The 17,373-nt window shown below is 72.5% G+C and carries 15 protein-coding genes and 1 pseudogene; 6 read left to right on the top strand and 10 right to left on the bottom strand.

Annotated elements, in window-relative coordinates; translation table 11 throughout:
* Positions 1-97: 97 nt before the first annotated feature.
* From ACZ4UU_RS24265 to ACZ4UU_RS24245, 5 genes and pseudogenes are all read right to left on the bottom strand, one after another.
* Positions 98-940: pseudogene (locus ACZ4UU_RS24265) on the bottom strand (SGNH/GDSL hydrolase family protein); the annotation flags it as partial.
* A complete protein-coding gene (locus ACZ4UU_RS24260) occupies positions 937-2,124 on the bottom strand; it encodes a glycosyltransferase (protein ID WP_471905455.1) in 1,188 nt (395 codons plus the stop codon). The gene ACZ4UU_RS24260 and the pseudogene ACZ4UU_RS24265, both read right to left, overlap by 4 nt.
* Positions 2,125-2,132: 8 nt before the next feature.
* The gene (locus tag ACZ4UU_RS24255; protein WP_471905454.1) at positions 2,133-3,263 is read right to left on the bottom strand and encodes a glycosyltransferase family 4 protein; all 1,131 of its coding nucleotides are present in this window, start codon (positions 3,261-3,263) and stop codon (positions 2,133-2,135) included.
* A 197-nt stretch (positions 3,264-3,460) separates the two neighbouring features.
* Entirely contained in the window at positions 3,461-4,879 is a 1,419-nt protein-coding gene (locus ACZ4UU_RS24250) for a HEAT repeat domain-containing protein (protein WP_471905453.1), read from the bottom strand.
* 301 nt (positions 4,880-5,180) lie between these two features.
* The gene (locus ACZ4UU_RS24245; RefSeq protein ID WP_048584352.1) at positions 5,181-5,573 is read right to left on the bottom strand and encodes an ankyrin repeat domain-containing protein; all 393 of its coding nucleotides are present in this window, start codon (positions 5,571-5,573) and stop codon (positions 5,181-5,183) included.
* A 335-nt stretch (positions 5,574-5,908) separates the two neighbouring features.
* Here ACZ4UU_RS24245 and ACZ4UU_RS24240 point away from each other — a divergent pair, with 335 nt between their 5' ends.
* A complete protein-coding gene (locus ACZ4UU_RS24240) occupies positions 5,909-6,103 on the top strand; it encodes a hypothetical protein (RefSeq protein WP_004002760.1) in 195 nt (64 codons plus the stop codon).
* A gap of 40 nt (positions 6,104-6,143) precedes the next feature.
* The gene (locus ACZ4UU_RS24235) at positions 6,144-7,793 is read left to right on the top strand and encodes a hypothetical protein (RefSeq protein WP_471905452.1); all 1,650 of its coding nucleotides are present in this window, start codon (positions 6,144-6,146) and stop codon (positions 7,791-7,793) included.
* A gap of 82 nt (positions 7,794-7,875) precedes the next feature.
* On the opposite strand, the gene ACZ4UU_RS24230 is transcribed toward ACZ4UU_RS24235, so the two are convergent.
* The gene (locus ACZ4UU_RS24230; RefSeq protein ID WP_471905451.1) at positions 7,876-9,375 is read right to left on the bottom strand and encodes an SCO1417 family PLP biosynthesis transcription factor; all 1,500 of its coding nucleotides are present in this window, start codon (positions 9,373-9,375) and stop codon (positions 7,876-7,878) included.
* A gap of 99 nt (positions 9,376-9,474) precedes the next feature.
* Here ACZ4UU_RS24230 and yczE point away from each other — a divergent pair, with 99 nt between their 5' ends.
* From yczE to ACZ4UU_RS24210, 4 genes are all read left to right on the top strand, one after another.
* Positions 9,475-10,152: a membrane protein YczE gene (yczE, locus tag ACZ4UU_RS24225; protein ID WP_471905450.1), complete on the top strand. Its 678-nt coding sequence runs from the start codon at positions 9,475-9,477 to the stop codon at positions 10,150-10,152.
* Entirely contained in the window at positions 10,149-10,919 is a 771-nt protein-coding gene (locus ACZ4UU_RS24220; protein WP_471905449.1) for a glycerophosphodiester phosphodiesterase, read from the top strand. The genes yczE and ACZ4UU_RS24220 overlap by 4 nt, the downstream gene beginning before the upstream one ends.
* Positions 10,920-10,974: 55 nt before the next feature.
* Positions 10,975-12,348, top strand: a complete 1,374-nt coding sequence (locus ACZ4UU_RS24215; RefSeq protein WP_471905448.1) for an MFS transporter — start codon at positions 10,975-10,977, stop codon at positions 12,346-12,348.
* Between the two features lie 278 nt (positions 12,349-12,626).
* Entirely contained in the window at positions 12,627-13,001 is a 375-nt protein-coding gene (locus tag ACZ4UU_RS24210) for an RNA polymerase-binding protein RbpA (protein ID WP_003977404.1), read from the top strand.
* A gap of 142 nt (positions 13,002-13,143) precedes the next feature.
* Here the strand turns inward: ACZ4UU_RS24210 and fxsA are convergent, their stop codons facing one another.
* From fxsA to ACZ4UU_RS24190, 4 genes are all read right to left on the bottom strand, one after another.
* Entirely contained in the window at positions 13,144-13,698 is a 555-nt protein-coding gene (fxsA, locus tag ACZ4UU_RS24205) for an FxsA family membrane protein (RefSeq protein WP_471905447.1), read from the bottom strand.
* A 71-nt stretch (positions 13,699-13,769) separates the two neighbouring features.
* Positions 13,770-14,582, bottom strand: a complete 813-nt coding sequence (locus ACZ4UU_RS24200) for a polyprenol monophosphomannose synthase (protein ID WP_471905446.1) — start codon at positions 14,580-14,582, stop codon at positions 13,770-13,772.
* 556 nt (positions 14,583-15,138) lie between these two features.
* Positions 15,139-16,743, bottom strand: coding sequence for an amidohydrolase (locus tag ACZ4UU_RS24195; protein ID WP_471905445.1), 1,605 nt, complete (start codon positions 16,741-16,743; stop codon positions 15,139-15,141).
* A 174-nt stretch (positions 16,744-16,917) separates the two neighbouring features.
* On the bottom strand, positions 16,918-17,358 hold the full coding sequence (locus ACZ4UU_RS24190) for an Lrp/AsnC family transcriptional regulator (RefSeq protein WP_016434164.1): 441 nt from the start codon (positions 17,356-17,358) through the stop codon (positions 16,918-16,920).
* Between the last annotated feature and the right edge of the window lie 15 nt (positions 17,359-17,373).

Below are 17,373 nucleotides of genomic sequence, written 5' to 3'. Positions count from 1 at the left end.
CCGACACCGACCGGGGCTCCGGTAGGAGACGCTCCGGCACGGGCCGATCCATCACCGACCGTGGCTCCGGCACGGGCCGCTGCTCCGGCGACGGCATCCGCTGCTCCGACACCGGCGCCGCCAGCGCGGCCAGCGCCGCGGACACCGACTGCGCCGCGCGCAGGTCGAGCCGGCCGCAGGTGCCGTTCGCGCGGTGCTTCGTCTCGGTGACGGCGAGGCGCAGCAGCTGGGGCAGCAGGTCGTTGCAGCGCCGGACCACCCAGGCGGTACCGGCGGTGGCCAGCCACAGCAGGCTCGCCGCCCTGGTGGGTGGCGGGAATTCGGGCTCGGCCGAAGGCGCGGCGCCGGTCGCGATGCCCCGCCCGGCCAGCATCGCGTGGAAGCGCAGCGCCAGTTGCCGGTGCCCGCGCTCCCCGGGGTGCAGCCGGTCCGAGCTCCACATCGCGCGCTCGCCGATCCAGTCGTCGTCGACGGCGTGCAGATGTACGGCCCCGTACCGCTCGGACAACGTGTGGACCACCGTGTTGACCGCCCGCTGCCGTCGGGCCAGCGGGTTGCCCAGCACGCCCGGCAGCCCCAGCATCGTGCCCGGGTCGGGCAGACAGGCCGTGAGCACGGCGGTGCCCTGCCGGGCGAGGGACACGTAGACCTTGTCGAGGCGCTCGGCGATCTTCTCGATGTCGTAGGTGCCGCGCAGCGTGTCGTTGACGCCCACGACGACGGACGCGACCTGCGGGCGCAGGGCCAGCGCGGCGGGCAGCTGGGTCTCCAGCACGTCCCGCGTCTGTGCCCCGCTGACGGCCAGGTTGGTGAACTCGGCGGAGGGTTCGGACAGCCCGGCGGCGAGCAGCGCGGCCCAGCCGCGCCACCCCTCCCCGACGGGGTCGCCCACCCCCTCGGTCAGCGAGTCCCCGAGCGCGACGAACCGGAGCGGTCTCATGCCACGCCCTCCGCACGCGCGAAGGGGCGCACCGGCACCGCCGCGTCGTGCGCGGTGAGGAAGGCGTCCACCGCCGTGCCCCACCCGAAGCGCTCCGCACGCGCGCGTGCCGCCTCCCGGCGCTCGCGCTCGGGACGGGCCAGCAGCGTCTCCACCGCGTCCGCGAAGGCGTCCCCGTCGTTGGCCGCGGTTGCCCCGGCGGAGCCGATCACCTCCGGCAGCGCGGACGACGAACTCGCCACCACCGGCGTGCCGCAGGCCATGGCCTCCAGCGCGGCGAGCCCGAAGGTCTCGGCGGGCCCGGGGGCCAGGCAGATGTCGGCAGAGGCCTGGAGCGCGCCGAGCAGGCTGCGGTCGGCGACATGCCCGAGGAACGTCACCGGCAGGTCGCGTTCCCGTGCCCGCTGTTCGAGCCGGGCGCGCAACGGACCGTTTCCGGCCACCACGAGCACCGCGCGCACCCCGCGTCCGCGCAGCGACTCCAGGGCGTCCAGCGCGGTGCCGGGCCGCTTCTCCACGGAGAGCCGGGAGCACATCACGAGCAGCTTCTCGTCGGCACGCGCGTGTGTCTCGCGCAGCGCCGCGTCGCGCAGGGTGGGACGCCGGTTCATCAGATCGACGCCCAGCGGGGCCCGTACGACGTTGCGGGCGCCGATCCGCACGAACTCCCGCTCGGCGAACTCGGTGGTGCACACGACCTTCGAGTACGTGTGGGCCGTACGGACGTTGAGGGCGTCGGCGGCGCGCCGGGACAGGTTCTCCGACAGGCCCCAGGTGCGCAGCACGCCGTCGGCGGTCTCGTGGGAGACCATCACTGCGGGGACCCGGGCGCGGCGGGCCCACCTGCCGGTCCAGCGCAGCGTCGTACGGTCGGAGACCTCCAGGCGGTCGGGGGCGAGTTCCTCCAGGAGGGCCGCGACCCGCCGCTTGTCGAGGAGCACGCGGTAGCCGCCGGTGCCGGGCAGCATCGGCCCGGGCAGGGTGATCACGCGGCCCTGCTCGGTCTCGCAGTCGGTGTACTTCTCGCCCGGCACGACGAGGACCGGGTCGTGCCCGGCCAGCTTGAAGCCCTTGCCGAGCTCGCGCAGTGCGGTCCGCAGCCCTCCGGAGGCGGGGGCGACGAAGTTCGCCAGCCGGACGATGCGCAGCGAGGCGTTGACCGGCGTGTTCGTGGACGTGTTCATCGAGCTGTTCATACCGCCACCGCCGGCCTCCGTGCCTTCAGCACGGCCTCGTAGTGGTCGATCAGCTGATCGCCGATGGCCGCCCAGGTGCGTCCCTCGACCGTGGCACGTGCGGCGGCCCCGTACGCGGCCCGCAGCGCGGGGTCGGCGACCAGGGACCGCACGGCGTCCCGTACGGCGTCGGCGTCGCGCGGCGGCACCAGGAGCCCGGTGCGGCCGTGGTCGACCAGGTCCAGCGGGCCGCCGGCGGCGGGCGCGACGACGGGCACGCCGCTCGCCATGGCCTCCTGCACGGTCTGGCAGAAGGTCTCGAAGGGGCCCGTGTGGGCGAAGACGTCGAAGGAGGCGAAGATCCGGGCGAGGTCGTCGCCGCCGCGGCGGCCCAGGAAGACCGCGCCGGGCAGCGCCTCGGCGAGGGCGGGCCGGCTCGGCCCGTCGCCGACGATCACGACCTTCACGCCCGGCAGTCCGCACACGCCGGAGAGCAGGTCGATGCGCTTCTCGGGGGCGAGCCGCCCGACGTAGCCGACGATGGTCTCGCCGTTCGGGGCGAGCTCGCGGCGCAGCGCCTCGTCCCGGCGTCCGGGGCGAAAGCGCGCGGTGTCCACGCCGCGTGCCCACAGCCGCAGCCGGGGCACCCCGTGGGTCTCCAGATCGCGCATGGACGCGCTCGACGGGACGAGGGTGAGGTCGGCGGCGGAGTGGACGGACCGTATGCGCCGCCAGGCCGCGGCCTCGCCGGCGCCCATGTAGGTGCGGGCATATCCGGCCAGGTCGGTCTGGTAGACGGCGACGGCGGGAATGCCGAGCCGGGCGGCGGCGGCCATGCCGCGCACACCGAGGACGAAGGGGCTGGCCAGGTGCACGACGTCGGGCTGATGCTGGATCAGCGCGGCGGCGAGACGCCGGCTGGGGAGCGCGACCCTGACCTGGGGATAGCCGGGGAGCGGGAGGGAGGGGACATGGACCACGGGGCAGGGCGCCAGAGCGGCGGCCGCCTTGTTCCCGGGAGCGGGGGCCGGGGCGACGACGATGGGGGCGTGACCGCGATCGACGAGGTGTCGGGCGGTCTGGAGCGCGCAGTGGGCCACGCCGTTCACATCGGGGGGAAAGGATTCGGTCACGATGACTACACGCATACCGGTGTTGTCGCCGTGCTGGACGTGGCCGCGTCAAAGTGGATCTTTCCGAACGACAAACGTCCCATGAGCGTTCCGCTGCGCCCCCGAGCGGGTCAGGCCATGTCCATGCACGCCTGACCCGCAGGTCATCCGGAGTTCACCCGGCGGGCGGATCTCCGCGAAGTTCACAGCGCGGACACATGCCCGCCCGAGGGTCAGCCGGCGGGCGTGTCCGGCCCGATGCGGCTGCGTACGGCCGTCTGCACCTCGGCCTCCTCGGCCGGATCGGCGGCCAGCCGGCGCAGTCGCTCGACGACGCGCGTGTCACCGGTCTCGGCATGCCGGGCGGCGATCTCGCGGGTGGTCTCCTCGCAGTCCCAGAGGCACTCGACGGCGAAGCCGGACGGGAAGGAGGGGTCGGTGGCGGCCAGGGCACGGGCGGTGCGGCCGCGTAGATGGGAGGAGGCGGTCTCGCGGTAGATATGGCGCAGGACCGGGGCGGCGCAGACGATGCCGAGCCGTCCGGTGCCGTCGACGAGGGTCCACAGGGTCGGGGCGTCGGGGCCTTCGCCGCGTACGGCCTCCCGCAGGGCCGCCAGGACCAGGTCCTTGTCCTCGGCTCCGCCCCGGCAGGCGAGCATGCGTCCGGCGGCGGCGCCCAGCTCGTCGGGCCGTCGCGCCCAGCCACGCGCCCGCTCGACGGCGGCGATGCTGCGCATCCGTTCGAAGGCGTCGACGGCGGCCTCGACGACCGCCGACGAGCCGGTGACCACGGCCGCCTCGATCAGATCGAGGGCCTCGGGATCATTGCTGTCGGCGAGGTAACGCAAGGCGGTGCAGCGGGCTCCGTCGGTGCCGTCCTTGGCGGCGGCGACGATGTCCGGCCGGTCCTCGGGGCCCGCGACGGCCATGAGACACCGCGCGGCGGGCACATGGAGGGCCGCTCCGCGCTCGATGCCCTGCTGGGCCCACTCGAAGACCGCCTGCACGCTCCACCCCGGACGGGGCCCGGTAGGTCGCATCTGCCGCTGCCAGCGGTCGAAACAGCCTGCCTCGTGCGCGGCACGCACACGCGTGGCGATCGATGGGCGCGGATCCTCCGCCCACAGCCGCCACGGCCGTGGCTCAAAAGCATCGCGTACGGCGGTGGCCAGCTCGGCCTCGCCCTCGGGATCGGCCGGGAACCGCGCGAGGACGGGCGCGGCGAGGGCACGCAGGCCCGCGTCGTCGTCCCTGAGCGCGAGCTCGTCCAGGGCCCAGGCCCAGTTGGAGCCCGTGGCGGCGTACCTGCGCAGCAGCTGGAGCGCGTCCCGCCTGCCGTAGGAGGCGAGGTGGCCGAGGACGGCCAGGGCCAGCCCGGTGCGTGATTCCTCGGTGTCGAGGACGTCCTCGACGTCGAAGAGGTGCGCTTCGATCTCGTCCAGCTCGCCGCTGAGGTCGAGGTAGAGACGGGCGTAGTACAGGGAGCGGTTCTCCACCTGCCAGTCGTGGCGGGGGTCCCGCAGCACACAGTGGTTCAGGGCCGCGAGCGCCTCGGCGCGCGGGGCGGTGAGCGCGTGCAGTGTGCCGTCGCCGCGGCCCCGCTGGAGCAGGCCGAGCAGCGTACCGCTGGGCGCTATGACCGGTTCGAACATGGGAAACAGCCTCACATCAAGCGTCGACGCAACCGGGGTTCCTGCTTCACCTGGCCGCGTGACAACACGTCGGGGCGCCCGCCGTTTCCTGCTTGCTGTAGACCATCTTCCTCTGCCTCTCGTCGGTGGCCCATGCGGACCGCATCACGGCCCGCGCGGTGCGGCAACACCTGCCCAGCCATCGCGTCCGTGAATCACGACGTCATGATGACTCGGCACTTACATCTACCGCGACCGAAATTTCGGCGGCCCTGTACCGCCTCCCCCGTTTTCCATGTTTTAGCTGGTCAGATCATTCGGATCAGTGTGCGCCGAACAGCTCGAGCAGTTCGGTCTTGCCGAACATGCGGGCGGTGTCGACGGCCGACGGAGTGCCCGCGGCCGGGTCGGCGCCGGCCTCCAGAAGGACCTTGATCACTTCCGCCTCACCCTTGAAGACGGCACCGGCGAGTGGCGTCTGCCCCCGGTCGTTGACGCGGTCACCCTCGGCACCCCGGGCGAGCAGGGCGCGGACCGCGTCGGCGTGGCCGTGATAGGCGGCGAGCATCACCAGGGAGTCACCGCGGTCGTTGGTGAGGTTGGCGGGAACACCCGCGTCGACGTACGCCACGAGCGCCTCGGTCTGCCCCTGCCGGGCCAGATCGAAGATCTTGGTCGCCAGCTCCACGACCTCTGGGTCGGGGGCATCAGTCATCGGCCGGACCGCCTCTCACTACAACACGGGGACTGCGGGAACTGCTGGTGCTACGGAACTGCTGGGGAGCACGGGTACGACCGGCGAGCGGTGTCGGCCGTACGAGTGATTCGCCAGGGTACTGGCTCGCGCGGCACATGACCCGATGCGTCCGCGGCAAAGATCATCGCAGACACGGCCGGACGCATCACCCAAGCTCATCCAGTCAAGGACACTCCGCCAACAGTAGGAAATCTGCGGAATTTCACCCAGTTGCACCTTTTATCGTATGGATACATCCTGTGAGCCTGGAAGTACTCATGGTGACTGTCCCCACCAAAACCAGGAGCACTCACATGATCCTCTCCATCTCAGGCGTCGTACTGCTCGGCATCGTCGTCTTCATCTTCTTCCGCAAGGACGGGCTGAAGGCGTCCCACGCCCTGATCTCAGCCCTGTTCGGCTTCTATCTGGCCAGCACGGCCATCGCCCCGAGCATCAAGGCCGGCGGCGAGAGCCTGGCGAGCCTCCTGGGCGGCATCCAGTTCTGACGCCGCCCGTCCCGCCCGTACGCACCTCCAGGAGACAGCAGTGGCCCGCCGCCCCCTCCCCCGCATCCTGAGCACAGGCAGCGCGCAGATCGCCCGAAGCCGGGAGCTGGCCCGGGCGCAGCTCACCCGTAGCCGGGAACTGGCCCGGACGGCGAGCGACAGCGCCTCTGACGTCCTCCATCCGCTGATCACGATCACCCGCGGTCTGCGCCGGCTGGCCTCGGCCGGACGGCGCAGGTGGGCCGACACCCCCAAGGACAAGCGCGGACCGCTGCTGTTCCTGGTGGCCTCGGTGATCCTGGTCGTGGCGCTGGTGCCGTACGGACCGCTGCTCGCCGTCATCACCCTGATGGCGGCGGCAGCCTGGCAGGGCAGGGACCGCGCACCGGCCACGCCCGAAGGGCCTGACGAGTCCCAGACGGAACGGCTGCGAGCGCTGTACGAGGCGCTGGTCCCGTACTTCTCCGCCGTCGACGACCCGGCGCCGCTGTACACCCACGGCGGCGAGTGGGAGAAGGCCTTCCCGGAGTACGAGTTCGACGGTACGAGCCGGATCAGCAGCCTTCTGGTCCGCTACCCCGCCTACTTCACCGACGGCGAGGCGCCGGCCCGCGCGCGGATCGAGCATCTGCTGACCGCGAAGTCCGGCCGCGGCCGGGAGTACCACTTCGCCTGGGACGAGATGGGCAACGAGCTCACCGTCACCGCCCTCGCCCCGCTGCCGACCGACATCGCCGCCCAGCGCTTCGTCACGGCCCCCGGCGAGACCGTCCTCGGCTTCACCGACCCCACCCTGGTCCAGCGCACGCTTCCGCTCACCCACGGCGCTCAGCAGCGCGACGTACCACCGGTGGTCTGGCGCACCGGCGTCCGCTCCACCGAGCCCCATCTGCTGGCCCTGGGCCAGCCCGGCAGCGGCACCTCGACCCTGCTGCGCTCCATCGCCCTGCAGGCCCTCCAGTACGGCGATGTCGTCATCGTCGAGGGCGGCAGCACCGGCGAGTACGCGTGCCTGACCGGCCGGGACGGGGTCCTGGCGGTCGAGTGCGGGCTGGCCGGGGCGCTGGCGAGCGTGGAGTGGGCGGCGACGGAGACGGAGCGGCGCCTGATCGCGGTGAACCGGGCCCGCCAGGCGGGCAACCCGCCGCCGGAGGACACCAAGCGCCCGCTGTGGATCCTCCTGGACCGCCCGACCGCGTTCTCCCACCTCGCCGCGGCGGACGACCGCAAGGACCCCCAGGCCCTGCTCCAGGTCCCGCTCCGGCACGGCCGGTCGGCCAACGTCACAGTGGTCGTGGCCGAGCAGTGGGACGGCCTGGACGCGCTGAGCGACGCCGTGCGCCAGCACACACGCGCGCGTGTCGTGCTCGGCCCCGCCACGGCCGAGCAACTGCGGACGGCCCTGGGCGCTCCCCCGCACACCACCCCGGTCGCCGACGTCCCGCCCGGCCGCGGCTACGCCCGGCTGGGCACCGGCCCGGTCCACCGCCTCCAGGTCCCGGCGACCCCGGACCCGTACGACGACGCGACCAGCGACGCACATCGGCAGGCGGTACTGGAACTGCTGCCGGAGCGGACGACGCCGGTGGAGGCGGAGACGCTGGGCCGGCTGGAGAAGGCGGACCAGGAGCCGGAGCCGGTGCCCGCGGAGGCCGTGGTGGCCGAGGCCGTGGCGGCGGAGACCGCGTGACCCGGGCGGCATGCCGGGCGGCGTGAGCCACCGGCCCGCCCCCGGGCCCCCACCCCATCACCCGGCCCGCACGCCGGGCGCGTCACGCGACGAACGGCCGGACCGACTCCCCCGCCCCGGTCGCCCCGCTCTCCACCAACCGCGCGGCGGCCGCCAGCCGCACCGCGGCCTCTTCCGCCACCGCGCCACCGACGGTGAACGGCAGCCGCACATACCCCTCGAAGGCCCCGTCCACCCCGAACCGGGGCCCGGACGGCACCCGTACGCCCACCCGCTCCCCGACTTCGGCGAGCCGTGAGCCCGAAAGGCCGCCCGTCCGGACCCACAGCGTGAGCCCGCCCCGCGGCACCTCGAACTCCCAGCCGGGCAGCTCCCGCCGCACCGCCGTGACGAGCGCGTCCCGGTTCTCCCGGGCCTGCCCACGCCGCAGCTCCACCGCCTGTTCCCAACCCCCGGTGCCGAACAGCCAGTTCACGGCCAGCTGCTCCAGCACCGGCGTGCCGAGGTCGGCGTAGGCGCGCGCGGCCACGAGGCTGCGGATCACGTCCGGAGCCGCCCGCACCCAGCCGATCCGCATCCCCGCCCAGAAGGCCTTGCTGGCCGAGCCGACGGTGATGACGGTCGATCCGGCGGGGTCGAAGGCGCACACCGCGCGCGGCATCTCCACGTCCGGATCGAGCCACAGCTCGCTCATCGTCTCGTCGGCGACGAGCACCGTCCCCGCGGACCGCGCCGCGTCGACCAGCCGCCGCCGCTGGTCCTCGTCGGCCAGCGCCCCGGTCGGGTTGTGGAAGTCGGCGACGACATAGGCGAGCCGGGGCGCGGCCTCCCGCAGCACCTGCCGCCACCGGTCCACGTCCCAGCCGGCCAGCCCCTCGGCCATGGCGACGGGCACGAGCCGGGCGCCCGCCTCCCGCATCAGCTGGAGGATGTTGGCGTACGACGGCGACTCGACCGCGATCCGCTCACCGCGCCCCGCGAACAGATGGCAGATCGCGTCCATGGCGCCCATCGCGCCGGTCGTCACCATGATCTGCTCGGGCATGGTCGCGATCCCGCGCGCCGAGTACCGGTCGGCGATCATCGCGCGCAGCGCGGGCAGCCCGGCCGGATAGTCGCCGTGGGTGTGGGCGTACGGGGGCAGTTCCTCCAGGGCGCCCTGGACGGCACGGGTCAGCCAGGGCTCGGGCGCGGGCAGCGCCGCGGTGCCCAGGTCGATCATCGAGCCCAGCGCCTCGGGCGGCAGCGGCTCCAGACCACGGGCGGGCAGCGGGTTCCCGGCCGGTACGGCCGTCCAGCTCCCGGCCCCGCGACGCGACTCCAGGAACCCCTCGGTGCGCAGCGCCTCGTACGCGGCGGCCACGGTCGTACGGCTCACCGACAGGGCGAGGGCCAGTTCCCGCTCGGCGGGCAGCCGCGCGGCGACCGGGACGCGGCCCTCCAGGACGAGCAGCCGGATGCCGTCGGCGAGGGAACGGTACGCGGGTGGGCGCTTGGTGCCGGGGCCGGCGGGGCGGTCCTGCTGCGAGGTGAGCAGCCGGGCGAGCTGCGCGGCCCCCACTGCGGAAGTCCACTGCGCCATGATTCCAGTCCACCTTCCCCGAATTGGCCATGGAGGGCGCCGCCTCCCAAGCCACAGGGTGTCACGCATCAGTCCACTACCACCACAGGGGGGCACGCCTTGTCCACGCAGGGGCATCCCACGAGACGGCTCACACACGGCCATCTCCTACGGCGGCTGTCACAGCTCTACGCCGGGCTCGCGCTGTACGGCGCGAGCTCGGCGCTGCTCGTCGAGGCGGGCCTGGGCCTGGAGCCCTGGAACGTGCTGCACCAGGGCCTCGCCGAACGGACCGGCCTGACGATCGGCGTCGTGTCGATCATCGTCGGCGCGGCCGTGCTGCTCCTGTGGATCCCACTGCGCCAGCGCCCCGGCCTCGGCACCGTCTCCAACGTCTTCGTCGTCGGCCTCGCCATGGACGGCACGCTCGCCCTGCTGCCCGAGACCCACACCCTGGCCGTACGGATCCCGCTCCTCCTGGCCGGCATCCTGCTCAACGGCTTGGCCACCGGTCTCTACATCGCCGCCCGCTTCGGCCCCGGTCCCCGCGACGGCCTGATGACCGGCCTGCACCAGCGCACCGGCCGCTCGATCCGCCTGATGCGCACGGCTGTCGAGGTCGCGGTCGTCGTGACCGGCTTCGCCCTGGGCGGCACGGTCGGCGTCGGCACGGTCCTCTACGCGGTGTCCATCGGCCCGCTCGCCCAGCTCTTCCTGCGCGTGTTCGCCGTCCCGTCGGCATCGGACAGCACGGTCGTTGCCACCGGGCAACCCCGGGGAGCGATACTGCGTCCGTGAGCACCACGCGGATACGCCACCCCTACCTCGACCACCCCGGCCCGATCCCCTTCGCCCACCGGGGCGGCGCCGCCGACGGCCTGGAGAACACCGTGCTCCAGTTCCGGCGCGCGGTGGAGCTGGGCTATCGGTACATCGAGACCGACGTCCACACCACGCGCGACGGCAGGCTCGTCGCGTTCCACGACTCCACCCTGGACCGGGTGACCGACGGGGCGGGCCGGATCGCGGACCTGCCCTGGGACGACGTACGGCACGCGCGCGTGGGCGGCAAGGAGCCGGTGCCCCTCTTCGAGGAGTTGCTGGAGACCTTCCCGGAGGTCCGCTGGAACGTCGACCTCAAGGCGGAGCCGGCGCTCCATCCCTTCCTCGATCTGATCGAGCGCGCGAACGCCTGGGACCGCGTCTGCGTCGGCTCCTTCTCCGAGGCCCGCGTCATCCGCGCCCAGCGCCTGGCCGGGCCGCGCCTGGCGACGTCGTACGGCACCCGGGGCGTGCTCAATCTGCGGCTGCGCTCCTGGGGCGTCCCGGCCGCGCTGCGCCGCTCGGCGGTCGCCGCCCAGGTGCCCGAGGCGCAGTCCGGGATCCAGGTGGTGGACCACCGCTTCGTACGGGCCGCCCACGCGCGCGGGCTTCAGGTGCACGTGTGGACCATCAATGATCCCGAGGTGATGCACCGGCTCCTGGACCTGGGAGTCGATGGCATCATGACCGATCACATCGACACATTGCGCAAGGTCATGGAGGACCGCGGCGTCTGGGTCTGACCCCCGCCCCCGTCCCCACCCGCGCGCGGGATCTTCACGGGGAAGCGAGGGCGCGGTGGGCAGCGGAACCGTGCGGACAGAGCCGGCCGACGAGGCCGCCGGACGGCTGCGCGAGCAGCGCGGCTGGTACTTCTACGACTGGGCGTGCTCGGTCTACTCGACGAGCGTGCTCACCGTGTTCCTGGGCCCGTATCTGACGTCGGTCGCCGAGAAGGCGGCGGACGCGGACGGGTTCGTCCACCCCTTGGGCATCCCGGTGCGCGCGGGGTCGTTCTTCGCGTACTCGGTGTCCCTGTCGGTGATCGTGGCCGTCCTGGTGATGCCCCTGGTGGGTGCGGCGGCCGACCGCACCGGCCGCAAGAAGCCCCTTCTCGGAGCCGCCGCCTACACGGGAGCCGCGGCCACCACGGCCATGTTCTTCCTGGACGGCGACCGCTATCTGCTCGGCGGGGTCCTGCTGATCGTCGCGAACGCGGCCCAGTCGGTCGCGATGATGCTCTACAACTCCTACCTCCCGCAGATCGCCCCGCCCGAGGAACGCGACGCGGTCTCCTCCCGGGGCTGGGCCTTCGGCTACGCGTCGGGCTCCCTGATGCTGATCGTGAACCTGGTCCTGTATCTGGCGCACGACTCCTTCGGCGTCTCCGAGAGCACGGCGGTCCGCATCTGTCTCGCGTCGGCGGGCCTGTGGTGGGGCGCCTTCGCGCTCATCCCGCTACGACGGCTGCGCGATCGTCGCGCCCGAAGCGAGGCCGGGGAAGAAGCACCTCCCGGGAGGAAGCAGACGGCCATGGGCTTCCGGCAGCTCGCGGCAACCGTCCGCGACATGCGCCGCCACCCGCTGACGCTCGCCTTCCTCCTCGCCTACCTGATCTACAACGACGGCATCCAGACCGTCATCTCCCAGGCGTCGGTGTACGGCTCCGAGGAGCTCGGCCTCGGCCAGTCGACGCTCATCGGCGCCGTCCTGCTGGTCCAGGTGCTGGCGGTGGTGGGGGCGCTGACGATGGGGCGGCTGGCCCGGACGTACGGCGCCAAGCGGACGATTCTCGGCTCGCTGATCGCGTGGACGGTGACGCTGGCGGCCGGGTACTTCCTGCCGGCCGGGGCGCCCGTGTGGTTCTTCGTGCTGGCCGCCGGCATCGGGTTGGTCCTCGGCGGCAGCCAGGCCCTGTCCCGGTCCCTGTTCTCCCATCTCGTCCCGCCGGGGAAGGAGGCCGAATACTTCTCGGCGTACGAGATGAGCGACCGCGGCATGAGCTGGCTGGGCCCGCTGCTGTTCGGGCTCACCTACCAGCTGACCGGAAGTTATCGAGACGCGATCATCTCGCTCGTGGCCTTCTTCGTCCTCGGATTCGCCCTGCTCGCGAGGGTTCCGGTGCGCCGGGCGATCAGCGACGCGGGCAATCCGGTGCCGAGCACGATTTAGCGTTCCGACTGAAAGGGCGGTAGTGTACGCGTTTGGCCTGCCAGGCGTACCGTTACTGCGCGTCAAAGATGCCGAAACGCTGGGTTACATCTGCTAGCAGATGTGACAAACCGGGCGCCGGTGGGTACGACATTGGTCAGCAAGGCTGCGGCTACGACGGCGACGCATCACCCGGAACGGGACACCGATCGGGAATCTTTACCGCCGACCGGACGTTGACCGGATGACGACGACAGCGACACCTGTCCTGTGGGCGACAAGCCCGGGAGGCACGATTCATGAGTGAGCGAGCTCTTCGCGGCACGCGCCTCGTGGTGACCAGCTACGAGACGGACCGCGGCATCGACCTGGCCCCGCGCCAGGCCGTGGAGTACGCATGCGAGAAGGGGCACCGGTTCGAGATGCCCTTCTCGGTCGAGGCGGAGATCCCGCCGGAGTGGGAGTGCAAGGTCTGCGGGGCCCAGGCACTCCTCGTGGACGGCGACGGCCCTGAGGAGAAGAAGGCCAAGCCCGCGCGTACACATTGGGACATGCTGATGGAGCGGCGTACCCGCGAGGAACTCGAAGAGGTCCTCGAGGAACGGCTCGCCGTTCTCCGCTCCGGGGCGATGAACATCGCGGTTCACCCCCGGGACAGCCGGAAGTCCGCTTAGCCCCCGCGGGGCTTGGGCGGAACCACCAGGCAACGCGTAACCGCGGGCGTCGTACGTGAAGGTGACGTACGACGCCCGCGGTTTGGCGTGCCCTTAGAAGAAAGAAGCCCGGCGCTCAGTGGCGCCGGGCTCTTTTGACGCGTCACCGCGTCAGCGGCGGCCTCGGCTCCTGCGGGGCGTCCCCCGGCTCCTCCCTGATGACCTCGCCCTGGACGACCTTGCCGTCGGGGCGGTGCATACGGGCCTGCTGGAAGGCGTCACCGAACGAACCCGGGGTCGCCTCGCGCAGCTTCCGCTCGAACGTCCGCTCCGCCCGACGGCTCAGCGCCTTCTGGACCGGAGGAATCAGCAGGAGCAGCCCCAGCGCGTCCGAGACCAGGCCCGGCAGCATGATCAGCAGGCCGCCCAGCATCATCAGGCCGTTGCCACCACCACTGGTCGGGGTGCCGCCGCGCTGAAGCGCCTCGTTCAGGGCCTGGAAGGCGCGTCGGCCCGCCCGCTTGATCACCACCGAGCCGAGCACGAGACCGGCGAGCAGCAGCAGGAACACCACGAACCCGCTCGTCGCGCCCGCGACCACGGTGAGCAGCCAGATCTCCAGCACCAGCCAGGCGGCGACACCCAGCGGCAGGAACGTGCGCAGCCGGGAACGTCGGGGCCGGGCGGGGTAGGTGGGGGTCGGTGCGCCAGTCGTCATGCGTCCAGTGTGCCTGGGCCCGGCTCAGAGCGGGATAAGGGGACGTGACGAGCGGGACCGGAGGGCCGGAGCTACGGCTGCCGGGGCGGTGACGACGGTTTCGTACGGCTCACCAGTTTGCCGACCCGCTCCCGCGCGCCCCATGAAGTGACCCGCCACAGCGCCTCGACCAGGATGTCCCGGCTCATCTTCGAGTCACCGAGCTCCCGCTCGACGAAGGTGATCGGCACCTCGACGACATGGAAGCCGGCCTTGACCGCGCGGCGGGCGAGGTCGACCTGGAAGCAGTAGCCCTGGGAGGCGACGTCGTCGAGGCCGAGGCCCTCCAGGGTCTCGCGGCGGAAAGCGCGGTAGCCGCCGGTGATGTCGCGCAGCGGCAGGTCCAGGGCGAGCCGGGAGTAGAGGCTGCCTCCGCGGGAGATGAACTCGCGGGACTTGGGCCAGTTCACGACCCGGCCGCCGGGCACCCAGCGGGAGCCGAGGACGAGGTCGGCACCCTTGAGGGCGGTCAGCAGACGGGGCAGTTCCTCGGGCTGGTGGGAGCCGTCGGCGTCCATCTCGATCAGGACGCCGTAGTCGTGCTCGATGCCCCAGCGGAAGCCGGCGAGATAGGCGGCGCCGAGGCCCTCCTTGCCCTTGCGGTGCAGGACCTGGACGTGGTCGTCCTCGACGGCCAGTTCGTCCGCGAGCTTGCCGGTGCCGTCGGGGCTGTTGTCGTCGGCGACCAGCACGTGCGCGTCGGGGACCGCCTTGCGGACCCGGCCGACGATGCTCTTGATGTTCTCCGCCTCGTTGTAGGTCGGAATGATCACCAACGCCGTGCCGAGCGGCCCGAACTGCCTCCCCCGGTGCTGTGCCCCGAGAGTCCCGTCGCCGTCGTTCACTGCTGCCCCTTCATGTCCGTACGCAGACGTCCACCATAGTGGTCGCGGCCTGCGCTGACGCGACAGCACGTTCGTATGGTGGTGTCGATTCCACAAGCGCGGGGTATGCATGCGATTTCTGTGTGCGGACGCCGTCGCGCGTCCGCAGCGGATGGGGGCCCGGCGCCCTTCGGGCCGACCTGGGACCCGCTGGCTGCGGATCGACCGAAAGCCGTTGTCTACTGAGCTCCCGGGCCCCACCCGGGTCACACCTCCCCAACCGGCCGGAACGTTCCGTCGTCGCCGCGCTGGCACTGAGCCTGGCTCCCAGTGACGGTGCCCCGGTGCGGCACACCGTCCCTGACCCAGCGGCGTTGCGACGGGTTCCCGGAAGTTCCGCGGTTGTCCGGTCGGGCGTCCGGTGGTGGACCCGGCCGAACCTACCGGCCCCGGGCATCCGCCTGTCAACAGCCCTTTGACCTGCGGGTATTCACCCAATTCGCTGGTCAGCGCAGAGGATGCGCAGGTCGCGCCAAGGGGCGGCGCGCGATGATCGGGTTCGCGCCACCCCGGTAGATCACTCGCCCGGCCGTACGAAGACCGTTCGTCCGCCCACCACCGTGCGCAGGCAGGTGGGAAGGTCCCGCCCCGGGCTCAGGTCGGGCAGTCCGGGCGTGCCGGAGCGGGGGTCGGTGGACCAGCGCGCGACCCGGTCGTCGGGGGCCTGGACCACGAGTTCGTCGGTGCGCCACACGGCGTAGTCGGCGGGCGCCCCCGGCACCAGGACGCCCGCGTCGTCGCGCCCGATCGCCCGCCAGCCGCCGCGCGTGTGCGCCGTGAACGCGGCGCGCACGGAGACCCGGTGCTCGGGCGTGTGATGGAAGGCAGCCGCGCGGACCGTGCCCCACGGGTCGAGCGGTGTGACGGGGCTGTCGGAGCCGAAGGCGAGGGGTACGCCGGCGCGCAGCAGGGCCGCGAACGGGTTGAGGGTGCGGGCGCGTTCGGCACCCAGGCGGTGGGCGTACATGCCGTCCTCGCCGCCCCACAGCGCGTCGAAGGCGGGCTGGACGGAAGCGGTCAGGCCCAGCTCGGCGAAGGCCGCGATGGTCTCGGGGGTGAGCATCTCGGCGTGCTCGACGCGATGCCGGGCGGCGCGGACACGGGCGAGGCCGGCCTTCTCGGCGGCGGCCCGCACACCCTCCACGACGGCGGTCACGGCGGCGTCGCCGATCGCGTGGAAGCCCGCCTGGAGGCCGGCCTCGGTGCAGGCGACGACATGGGCGGCGACGGCGGCCGCGTCCAGGTAGGCGGTGCCGGTGTGGCCCGCGTCGGTGTACGGCTGGTGCAGACAGGCGGTGTGCGAGCCGAGGGCGCCGTCGACGAAGAGGTCACCGGCGGCGCCGACCGCGCCCAGCTCCCGCGCCTTGCGCACGTCCTGCTCGGCCCAGTAGCCGACGACGCGCGGCCCGGCCTCGTCGCCGGCCAGCCCGAGCAGGCCGCTGAAGTCGTCCTCGGAGGAGATGTCCGGCCCCCCGCACTCATGGACGGTGCCGATCCCGAGGGACGCGGCGTGTGCGAGCGCGGCCCGCTGGGCCTCGACGCGCTGGGCGGGCGTGATGGAGGCCAGCGCGGTGGCGCGTACGGCGTGATGGGCGTCGGCGACGAGCGGCCCGTCGACCGGGCCGGGGCCGCCCGGTGTCATGTCCAGCAGGGCCGTGGTGACGACCGCGGAGTGGACGTCGATCCGGGAGAGGTAGAGGGGACGGCCGCCGGTGGCCTCGTCGAGCTCGGCGCGCGTCGGGGGGCGGCCACCGGGCCAGCGGGCGGCGTCCCAGCCGTGCCCGAGGAGCACGCGGTCGTCGGGCCGGGCGGCGGCGAACTCGCGCACGAGGCCGAGAGCCGCCTCCAGCGAGGGCGCGCCGGACAGATCGAGACCGGTGAGGGCGAGGCCCGTGGCGGTGGTGTGCACATGAGCATCGGTGAACGCGGGCGTGACCAGCGCACCGTCCAGGTCGACGACATCGTCCACCCCGTCGGCGAAGGCGTCGGCGGCCCCCTCGGACCCGACCCAGGCCACCTGCCCCCGCTCCACGACCATGGCGGTGGCGAAGGGATCGGCGGGGCTGTGGACCTCTCCTCGACGGAGCAGGACGGTCTTCGGCTCGGGGCTGTGCGCAATCATGGAGACCAGTTTCCCGCCTCACCCCGCGCACTCAGAACACGGGGCGCCCTCAACACCGCCAGAGGGGCACGGGGCTGTGTCGACATGCGGCTCCGCCATGTGGGCGCGACCAGCCACGGGACACCCGCAGCCGACGAACGACGGACAGCCCAACGGCGATGAGTCCCCTGTCAGTCAAACCCGCGGCGGCCGCGCCTCGTACGGTGTGGACAGCACCACCGTCGTCCGCGTGGACACCCCGGCCAACGACCGGAGCCGGGCCAGCAGTTCCTCCAGCTCGTGCGGCGTGGCCACCCGTACCTTGAGGATGTAGTTCTCGTCGCCGGCCACGCTGTGACAGGCCTCGATTTCGGGCACACCGGCCAGCCGGTCGGCGATGTCGTCCGGCGCGCTTGGATCGAACGGTTTCACCGAGATGAACGCGGTCATGGGCAACCCCACGGCCTCGGGGTCCACGACCGCGGCGTAGCCCCGGATGACGCCACGCTGCTCCAGCCGCCGCACCCGCTGGTGCACGGCAGACGTGGACAACCCCGTGGCCTTGCCCAGATCGGTGTAGCTCATCCGCCCGTCCTTGACGAGCAGCTGCACGATTTGTCGGTCCAGCTCCTCCATGGCGCAAGAACCTAC

The sequence above is a fragment of the Streptomyces sp. NPDC028907 genome (genome assembly GCF_055564995.1).
The sequence above is the reverse complement of the archived record's forward strand: the minus strand, read 5'-3'. Positions and strand labels throughout refer to the sequence as shown.